The sequence below is a fragment of the Methyloceanibacter sp. genome (assembly GCF_035650995.1).
GTDB lineage: Bacteria > Pseudomonadota > Alphaproteobacteria > Rhizobiales > Methyloligellaceae > Methyloceanibacter.
In genome coordinates, this window is sequence record NZ_DASRGO010000156.1 from 1 (window position 1) to 9,122 (window position 9,122).

Genomic DNA, 9,122 nt, shown 5'->3' on the forward strand with positions numbered 1-9,122 from the left:
CCCGCTCTATATCGCGCGGCGGCTCGTGCGCATGGCGGTCGAGGATATCGGCCTTGCCGATCCGAATGCGCTGGTGCAGGCGCTCGCCGCCAAGGACACTTACGACTTTCTCGGCTCGCCGGAAGGCGAGCTTGCGCTCGCTCAAGCCGCCATCTATCTCGCATCCGCGCCGAAATCGAACGCGAGCTACGTGGCCTTCGGCATCGCCTCGAGCGCGGCGCAAGAGAGCGGCTCGCTGCTGCCGCCGAAACATATTCTGAACGCGCCGACCAAGCTCATGAAGCAGGAAGGCTACGGCCGCGGCTATGCCTACGACCACGACCAGGAAAACGCTTTCTCGGGGCAGAACTATTTCCCCGACGGGATGGAGCGGCAGACCTTCTACGCGCCGACCGCCTACGGCTTCGAGGCCGAGCTGAAAGAGCGGCTTAAGCGCTTCGCCAAGCTTCGCCGCGAGCGGGGCGGGGACTAGGCCCTATTCGCACGGGCCGCTCTCGCCGTAGCGGATCACCTTCACCTTCTCGGTGGTGATCAGAGCGCTGCCCATGATCGGCTCGATGGCGGCGAGAAAGGCGTCGATCTTGTCCTCGACGTCGACGATCTCGATGACGAGCGGCAGGTCCTGGGAGAGGCGCAGCACCTTGGTCGTGTGCAGCCGGCTCGAATGGCCGAAGCCGAGCGGCCCGCGCAGGACCGTGGCCCCGGCGAGGTGCATCTCGCGGGCCTTCAGCACGATCGCCTCGTAGAGCGGCTGGTGGCCGGCCTTGTCGTCTTCGCCGATGAAGATGCGGAGAAGCACGGCGTCGCGGGCGAGCGGCATGGTCACACCCATTTCAAGGCGTTGAGGGACAGCGCGAGCAGATGGCCGACCCATACGGCAACGAGGCAGAGCACGACCGATCCTAAGACATTGCCGCCGGCCTGGAGCCATTCACCGTCATTAGCGAGGTTCAGAGTTTGCAGGCTGAACGAAGAAAACGTGGTGAAGCCGCCGAGAATGCCGGCCATGACGAACTGGCGGCCTGCGGTGCCGGCGAAGATGCGTCCGTCGGGTCCGGTCAGCGTGGCGAAGAAGCCGATGATAAAGGAGCCGAGCACGTTCACGAACAACGTTCCCCAGGGGAAGGTCTCGCCGAACAGCCGGGCGGCGAGGCCGGTGCAGAAGAAGCGCGCCGCGCCGCCGAGTGCGCTGCCGAACGCGACCCAGAGATAAAGCGCAAGCGATGCCGGCATCAGAGGCGGCCTCGCCGGCGCCCGATTGGCCTCGGCCTGAGAAGGGACATGATGGCTCCTTTCTTCGGTCCGCTCTCTGCGGGCAAAACAAAACCCGCCACGCGGCGGGTTGCGGACCTGGGCTCCCACCGCCTATCAAGGGCCGGTAGGAGTCATTAGCCAATCGGCGGTTCCCGGGGGACTCCATCCCCGTCGGATTGTCGGGAGACATGCTAATCGAGTCTCCCGCCGGATCAAGCGTAAACGAGCGCCCATGGTTCCCAAAGGCTCAAGGCCGGCCGTCCCGTCTTTGCCGCCCGTGGCGCGGGCCAGGCCATCGGTCGAGATGCGCACGGTCGGCGAGGCCGAGGACGGCATGCGGCTCGATCGCTGGTTCAGAACGCATTATGCCTCGCTGCCGCACAGCCGGCTCGAGAAGCTGCTCAGGACCGGGCAGGTGAGAGTCGATGGCGGCCGTGCCAAGGCGAGCACGCGCCTTGCCGCCGGGCAGACCGTGCGGATTCCGCCGCTTCCCGACGTGCCGCCGCCTCCTCAGCCGAAACACACGCTGTCGAAGGCCGACCGGGCCTTCCTCGCCTCGATCACGCTCTACGAGGACGACGATCTCCTGGTCCTCAACAAGCCGCCGGGCATCGCGGTGCAGGGCGGCACCAAGACCACGCAGCATCTCGACAAGTTGCTCGAAGCCATGGGCGACGGGCCCGAGACGCGGCCGAGGCTCGTGCATCGGCTCGACCGCGACACCTCGGGCGTGCTTGTCATCGCCAAGCGGCGCTCCGTCGCAGCCAAGCTCGGCCGCGCCTTCCAGACCCGCTCGGTGCGCAAGATCTATTGGGCGATCGTCAAGGGCGTGCCGAAGCCGCCGCAAGGCAAGGTCGAGGCGGCGCTGGTCAAAGCGGCGGGGCCCGAAGGCGACCGCGTGCGCAAGGCCCGGCCCGGCGAGCAGGAGATCGCGCAGGCCGCCGTGACGCACTATGCGGTGGTGGACAGGGCAGGACAGGCATGCGCTTTCGTCTCGCTCAAGCCGGTGACCGGGCGGCAGCATCAGCTGCGCGCCCATATGGCGATTATCGGCCACCCGATCCTCGGCGATGAGAAATATCACGGCGACCGGGATCTGCCTGACGGCGTCGCGCGTAAGCTTCATCTGCATGCGCGGCGCATCAGCTTTCCGCACCCTTCCGGCGAGGGCGTGGTCGACGTGACGGCGCCGCTCCCCGACCATATGGCGAAGGCCTTCGCCCTGTTCGGCTTCGAGGCGGGTGAGGGGGCCGAGCGCTCGACAGGCGCGTTATGATGGATGACGAGGTCAAACAAAGGACGCTTTCGATGCATGGGAAACCGGGTTGGTTCGCGCGCTTTGCGCATTATGTGTCGGCCGTCACAGGACGGCCGATGGCTTTCTTTTTGGCGGTTGCGGCTATCGTGGTTTGGGGGCTCACCGGTCACATCTTCGGCTACAGCGACACGTGGCAGCTCGTCATCAATACCGCGACCACGATCATCACTTTCCTCATGGTGTTCGTGATCCAGAACACGCAGAACCGCGACACCGCCGCCATTCACATCAAGCTCGACGAGCTGATCCGCGTCACGCAGAAAGCGCGCAACGTGCTGCTCGATCTCGAGACGCTCGACGATCGCGAGCTCGAGAGGCTGAAGGAGGATTACATCCGGCTGGCGCAGGAGGAGATCCCGCGGCATCTCGAGCGGCGGCGGTCGAAGCCCGGCGACCGATGACGCTCATCGCTGTTCATCAGGGGCCGGCGCCGTGACGAAAACGGAAACTGCGGCCAGGGCCGCCCTGCCGAAGCGCTTCTATAGAGAGGTGGCGGTGAGGGACGAGGGGGGCGGGGCGGCGGCGCCGCTTCTCGACGGCAAGCCGGTGCGCACGCCGGCGAAGGCGAAGCTCGCGCTTCCCTCGCGTGCGCTGGCCGAAGCCGTGGCCGAGGAGTGGCGGGCGCAAGGCGAACGCATCGATCCCTCCACCATGCCGCTGACGCGCCTCGCCAACAGCGCGATCGACGGCGTTGCCGGCCGCGAAGAGGCGGTCATCGACGATATCGCCAGGCACGCCGGCGCCGACCTTCTGTGCTACCGGGCTGAGGGGCCCAAGGCCCTGGTCGCGGCGCAAGGGAAGCGCTGGGACCCGGTGCTTGCCTTTGCGCGCGAGAGACTCCGGGCGCCGCTCGTGCTCTCGGAGGGCATCGTCCACGTCGCCCAGCCCGAGGCTTCGCTCGCGCGCATCAGGGGCGAGTTCGAGGGCCTCGATCCTTTCCGGCTCGCGGCGCTCCATGTGATGACGGCGCTGACAGGCTCGGCGCTGCTCGCGCTTGCCGTGTTCAAGGGCAGGCTCACGCCGGAAGAGGCGTGGGAGGCCGCCCATGTCGATGAGGACTTCCAGATCAGCCAATGGGGCGAAGACGCCGAGGCAAAAGAGCGCCGCGCCAACCGCTGGCGCGACTTCCAGGCCTCGGCGCGGCTGCTCGATCTTCTGCGCGACTAATATGGTCTCGTCATGCCCGGCCTTGAGCCGGGCATTCAGAAGCAACAGGCACGTAAGCGCGGCTCAGCGGTTGTTGCCCGAGACCGTGACGATCTCCGTCCACGGGCCTTCCGGCACCTCAGAGCGATCGACGAAGCGCCAGGCGGTCACCGCGTTCTCCTTCAGTCCCAGCGCGTGCCAGACGGCGGGCGAGACGTCGAGCCCGGCCTTGGCGTCGAACGTGTTTTGCGGCAGGTGGGAAGCGCCGAACACGAAGCCGAAATCGTCCTCGCCGCACGGGCCGACATCCTGCCATTGCGCGAAGCAGACCGAGGCGCCGTACCTGATCTCGACCCAGCGGTTCTTGAGCAGGGGCGAGAACCCGGGGCGGTACCACGGAACCTCGCAAGCTTCCTCTTTGAGCAGGCCGTCGTCGTGGAACTCGCCGTAAGGCAGCGCCACGTAGAACGGGTTCTCCTTCGGCATGAAGCCCGCAGGCCAGTGTCCGTCGCGGTCGAAAGGATGGTCGACGCCGCCGAAATTGGCGAGCCAATCCTTGTCCCAATAGCTCTTGTCGTTCGGGATATAGGCGTTCTCCGCGTCCGCGGGCTCGCCCACCCAGAACATGGTGGTCATGGTGTGCTTGAAGCCGTCTGACGGCAGGGCCGCCGCTGGCCGCACCTGCGCCATCAGGCCCGACACCGCTGTGGCGCCTGCCGCAACGAGGAGGCTCCGGCGCGTGAAGGATGCTCGTGACAGGACATGCTCCTCTCTCCCCAGCCAGCTGCGGCGCCGTCTAACTCCTCAATTTTGACGATAATTCAGCAGCCTGGTGGACGCGAAGCCGCATGGCCCGTCGGTTTCTCCGGGACATGCCCCACACCCTGTCCCTCTCCCCGCTGGGGATAGGGGACCTGCGGCGAGGCCTTGGTTCCCTCTCTCTCCTTGGGGGAGAGAGTTGGGGTGAGGCGACCCACCGGGCATTTGCGGGGCCCACGCCCCATGCTATTGACCCGGCACGCCTTTGCCTCACATGGGGAGCCGACATGAAGGAAGTCCTGGAAGAGCTTGAAATGCGCCGCGAGAAGGCGCGTGCGGGCGGCGGTTCTGCGCGCACCGAGGCGCAGCACAAGCGCGGCAAGCTCACCGCGCGCGAGCGGCTCGAGCTCCTGCTCGACGACGGCTCCTTCGAGGAGTTCGACATGTATGTCGAGCACCGCTGCATCGATTTCGGCATGGAAAAGACCCGCGTGCCGGGCGACGGCGTGGTCACCGGCTGGGGCACGATCAACGGCCGCGTCACCTACGTGTTCGCCAAGGATTTCACCGTGTTCGGCGGCTCGCTGTCGGAGGCGCACGCCAACAAGATGATCAAGATCCAGGACATGGCGATCAAGAATCGCGCGCCGATCATCGGCCTGTTCGACGCGGGCGGGGCGCGCATCCAGGAAGGCGTGGCCGCGCTCGGCGGCTACGGCGAGGTGTTCCTGCGCAATGTGCTCGCTTCCGGCGTCATTCCGCAGATTTCCGTGATCATGGGCCCGTGCGCGGGCGGCGACGTCTATTCGCCGGCCATGACCGACTTCATCTTCATGGTGAAGGACACGAGCTACATGTTCGTCACCGGCCCCGACGTGGTGAAGACGGTGACCAAGGAGGAGGTGACGGCCGAGCAGCTCGGCGGCGCCATCGTGCACACCACCAAGTCCTCGATCGCCGACGCGGCCTACGACAACGACGTCGAGGCGCTGCTCCAGATGCGGCGGCTGATGGACTTTCTGCCGGCCAACAATTTCTCGGGCGTGCCCGAGATGCCGACGCGCGACCCGTGGGACCGCGAAGAGCCGTCGCTCGACACGCTGATCCCCGACAACCCGAACAAGCCCTACGACATCAAGGAGCTGATCCATAAGGTCGTCGATGAGGGCGACTTCTTCGAGATCCAGGAGACCTTCGCGCGCAACATCGTGATCGGCTTCGCCCGCATCGAGGGGCGCACCGTGGGCGTCGTCGCCAATCAGCCCATGGTGCTCGCCGGCGTCCTCGATTCCGACGCCTCGCGCAAAGCGGCGCGCTTCGTGCGCTTCTGCGACTGCTTCAACATCCCGCTCGTCACCTTCGTCGACGTGCCGGGCTTCCTGCCGGGCACGGCGCAGGAATATGGCGGGCTGATCAAGCACGGCGCCAAGCTCCTGTTCGCCTTCACCGAGGCGACCGTGCCGAAGGTCACCGTGATCACGCGCAAAGCCTATGGCGGCGCCTACGACGTCATGAGCTCGAAGCATATCAGGGGCGACATCAACTATGCCTGGCCGACCGCCGAGATCGCGGTGATGGGAGCCAAGGGCGCCGTCGAAATCCTCTATCGCGCCGAGCTATCGGACCCCGCCAAGATCAAGAAGCGAATCGACGAATATCAGGCGCGCTTCGCCAATCCGTTCGTCGCGGCCGAGCGCGGCTATATCGACGAGGTGATCTTGCCGCATTCGACGCGGCGCCGCGTCGCGCGCGCGCTCCAGATGCTGCGCAACAAGCGCGTCGAGAACCCGTGGAAGAAGCACGACAACATCCCGCTGTAGGTGCACGACGAGTCGTTAGTTACAGACCACTTACAGTTTCAGCATCAATAGCGGGCCAGATGCTCGTCGCTAATTTGTAAAGTGCGTCTGCACGAGTCAGGACGTTATGCTCATTCCAATCGGTATTTTTCTCATCTGTGATCTCGAGATTGAGAGCGAGAAGGCTTTTCTTAAGCCATTGCCTCTTTTGGGGGAAAGCACTGTTCGACGCGGCGGAATTGCCTGGAACGGTTATCAGCGTTAGATTTCCAAGTGTATGAAGTACAGATTGGCGCTGTGCAATAAGCGACAACATTTTCTCGTCGGCGCCGGTTACCAGGTCGGACGGAGCCTTTCTCCCGTCAGACAAAGTCCAATGCTCGCTCCAACGCTGTGGGATTATATGCTCAATGGACATTCCCGTTGGTCGCGGCGTTCCAACTGAAAATTTATTCCTTGTCTTAAGTTCGAGCTCCCAAAGAATGTCAGTGAGGCGCTCCTTCTTAAGGATCAGTTGGTAAGCGGGATTGGACCGAATGGCGGTTCGAAATTCTTCATCAGCGGGATAACGAACGGCTGGGCCTGTTTGTCCTGCGAAGGCGTTAGCAAAAGACGCCCGGGATACTCCTTCCTTTAGGAAGACTCCCACCACCCTTTGGAACGTCTTATTGAGGTTTTTTGCCGTGAGCCCGCATATCGCGCGTCGCACAAGATAAGAGTATATCAACCGATAGAGCGCTGCTTTTTCGGCGTCGTCCACATTTGCTCTTTCAATATTGAAAATTAGCGGATAGGCAGTCGCGACCTCCCAAACCGCCAGCTTAGTACCCAGGCGTGTTATTGCGGAATCAGAACCTCCGTTTTCGAGAAGTTCATAAGCGGGAGTAAACTGAAGCAATGCATCAAGTTCTTCCTCGACAGTCGTGAAACGTGGCTTACCTTTCGGTCTCGAAAATGCGCGGTATTCCGCATAGAGTTCGCGAAGCGAAACTTCCTTACCGGTTTGTGCCGTGAGCGCGTGGCTAAGGAAATGATCGATTCTCGGGCGACGAGGCTTTGCCCTAGGAGAGTCGCTTTTCCAGAAGCGCCCTTGCAGAGGCCGCCACTTCGTCTCGAAAAGCTCCTGCGAAGATTCTCCTTGGGCTTCGGCGCGATGAAAGATGTTATTTCGCACAAGGTCCATCGCGAGCAGTGGCTCGGCCTTGCTGTTCAACGTTTCGAAAATCACTTGAGCGTCGTCATTTTCATCGAGCGTGATTACCACCAGTTTCAGGTGGTTAAGCAGTGCCTCAAGGAGTGCCTGAAGGCGCCTTCGACGCGTCGCCTCATCGTCTGCTTCGGTAGGTCTTTCTTCGTCCGCGTCATAAACGCCAAACCGCGAATAATCGTCGATCTTCTCCATGAAGAAGGCGAGCGCTTTAATCGTAAGGGGTGCTGTTGAGACTCGCAGTGTACCTTTCTTGTAGAATGCGCTCGCGTACTTCTTTTGCACACTCTGCCAGTTGCCCGACATGATGTCGTGAAACACCTTCTTGTCCTCGGGTGTTGGGACAAGTTTGAATTTGGCGTCCGCATCATGATCGCCCGTCATAGGGCGATTGAAGATATAATTTTGAACGCTGTCCGCGACATCAGGACAGTTCATGCGAATTGCTACTTCGCGAAGAGCGGCCAAAAACAATTGGAAGGTTGTGAGACGCTGTTGGCCGTCGACGACCTGAACCCGGGGAGTGGTGCCAACGACATACCCGTCGGCTCCAGGCGCGATAATCAATGCGCCCATATAGTGTTTGAACTTTGGTAGACCCTCGAGCGTCTCTTCAGACTTTGCAACAAGGTCATCCCAAAAGTCGTTCCAATATTTTTCGCTCCAAGAGTATTGCCGCTGATATATGGGAACCATGAACCGCTTTTGGTCGCTCAGCACTGAAATGACTGGATGGTCTTTGGCGTCCAACTTTTGTCTCCCCTAGCAAAAGAACTGCTACACAAAGTTGCCGCAGAGGCGCACTACAAGCAAGACACGTTTGAAGTGGGCTGAAGATATTACTCCCCTCTTGGCAGCATCCACCTGCCGCAAGTGGTTTTCCGCGCGCAAGAGTCGCGGGACAAATCTCCTCCCAACAAACGGTATCCCCCCGCGCGAAAACTTCACGGTAGACTCTGTATCACCTCGTCCATTTGAGGGGCGCCTCGCGAGGCGTTCGTGACGACGGGGCGAGGTGCGGCGCCCGCGGGTTCGTGCACGCGGCATGAGCACTCGGGCGGCACCGGAGCTCCCCCCGGACCCACTAAGAGGTTCTGCCAGGAGCTCGCTGAGAGTCCCCGACTTGATCGGGGATGAAGCGGGGCCCGCAGCCGACCAACGCCGCGATATGGCGCGCTGAGAGGCGCCCGCCGCACTTCCCGCAAGGAAGCGCGGACGCCGCCTCATGGGGGCGGTTCTTTGACATGACTTCGCGCGAAGACCGCGGCGAGGCGATGAAACTTGGGTCGGAGGAAGTTCTCGCTATTGCGCCACCGGCGCCGCAGGCGTGAGGAAGCGGTTGTAGATCCAGCCCGTGATCGAGGTCTTGGGATCGGTGACCTGGACCCAGTTCTTGTCCCGCGCGACAACCTTGAGTTTCACGCCCTTGTCGGCGACCTTGACCGTCTCGGACGACTGCCCGGCCTTGGCGTGCATGTCGACCGGGGCCTTGGTCACCATCCATTCCTCTTGCGCTTGCGGCTCCTCGCTTACGGGGCCGAGCCCGTAGCCGCCGTCATGCGGACGCGCCGGGTGCGGGGTGGGCGGCGAGGGAGCCGCCTCCGGAACCGCGATGGCGACGACCTTCACGGTGTTGACC

Annotated in this window: 9 protein-coding genes, 1 pseudogene and 1 riboswitch; of the genes and pseudogenes, 5 read left to right on the forward strand and 5 right to left on the reverse strand. The window is 62.8% G+C overall.

Annotation, left to right across the window (positions count from 1 at the left end):
• Positions 1-472 (forward strand): annotated as a pseudogene (locus tag VFB18_RS11800) (replication-associated recombination protein A); the annotation flags it as partial.
• A 3-nt stretch (positions 473-475) separates the two neighbouring features.
• Here VFB18_RS11800 and VFB18_RS11805 read toward each other — a convergent pair.
• A complete protein-coding gene (locus VFB18_RS11805) occupies positions 476-820 on the reverse strand; it encodes a DUF190 domain-containing protein (RefSeq protein ID WP_324975355.1) in 345 nt (114 codons plus the stop codon).
• A 2-nt stretch (positions 821-822) separates the two neighbouring features.
• Positions 823-1,233, reverse strand: coding sequence for a fluoride efflux transporter CrcB (gene crcB / locus VFB18_RS11810; protein WP_324975358.1), 411 nt, complete (start codon positions 1,231-1,233; stop codon positions 823-825).
• A 139-nt stretch (positions 1,234-1,372) separates the two neighbouring features.
• Positions 1,373-1,433, reverse strand: a riboswitch (Fluoride riboswitch).
• Between the two features lie 53 nt (positions 1,434-1,486).
• Between crcB and VFB18_RS11815 the strand changes: the two genes are divergently transcribed.
• The 3 genes from VFB18_RS11815 to VFB18_RS11825 all read left to right on the forward strand — a co-directional run bounded on the left by VFB18_RS11815 (position 1,487) and on the right by VFB18_RS11825 (position 3,739).
• Entirely contained in the window at positions 1,487-2,530 is a 1,044-nt protein-coding gene (locus VFB18_RS11815; RefSeq protein WP_324975361.1) for an RluA family pseudouridine synthase, read from the forward strand.
• Positions 2,531-2,628: 98 nt separating this feature from the next.
• On the forward strand, positions 2,629-2,973 hold the full coding sequence (locus VFB18_RS11820; RefSeq protein WP_414675688.1) for a low affinity iron permease family protein: 345 nt from the start codon (positions 2,629-2,631) through the stop codon (positions 2,971-2,973).
• A 31-nt stretch (positions 2,974-3,004) separates the two neighbouring features.
• Positions 3,005-3,739 (forward strand): ATP12 family chaperone protein, encoded by a 735-nt coding sequence (locus VFB18_RS11825; RefSeq protein ID WP_324975367.1) that lies wholly within the window; start codon positions 3,005-3,007, stop codon positions 3,737-3,739.
• A 63-nt stretch (positions 3,740-3,802) separates the two neighbouring features.
• Here the strand turns inward: VFB18_RS11825 and VFB18_RS11830 are convergent, their stop codons facing one another.
• The gene (locus VFB18_RS11830; protein ID WP_324975369.1) at positions 3,803-4,420 is read right to left on the reverse strand and encodes a hypothetical protein; all 618 of its coding nucleotides are present in this window, start codon (positions 4,418-4,420) and stop codon (positions 3,803-3,805) included.
• A 344-nt stretch (positions 4,421-4,764) separates the two neighbouring features.
• Here VFB18_RS11830 and VFB18_RS11835 point away from each other — a divergent pair, with 344 nt between their 5' ends.
• Positions 4,765-6,297 carry an acyl-CoA carboxylase subunit beta gene (locus VFB18_RS11835; RefSeq protein WP_324975372.1) on the forward strand — a complete coding sequence of 511 codons (1,533 nt, stop codon included), beginning with the start codon at positions 4,765-4,767 and terminating at the stop codon, positions 6,295-6,297.
• Positions 6,298-6,316: 19 nt separating this feature from the next.
• Here the strand turns inward: VFB18_RS11835 and VFB18_RS11840 are convergent, their stop codons facing one another.
• Both VFB18_RS11840 and VFB18_RS11845 read right to left on the reverse strand, forming a co-directional pair.
• Entirely contained in the window at positions 6,317-8,233 is a 1,917-nt protein-coding gene (locus VFB18_RS11840) for a DUF262 domain-containing protein (RefSeq protein WP_324975374.1), read from the reverse strand.
• Between the two features lie 552 nt (positions 8,234-8,785).
• Positions 8,786-9,122 (reverse strand): SH3 domain-containing protein (locus tag VFB18_RS11845; protein ID WP_324975375.1); only part of this gene is annotated, 337 nt, incomplete at its 5' end.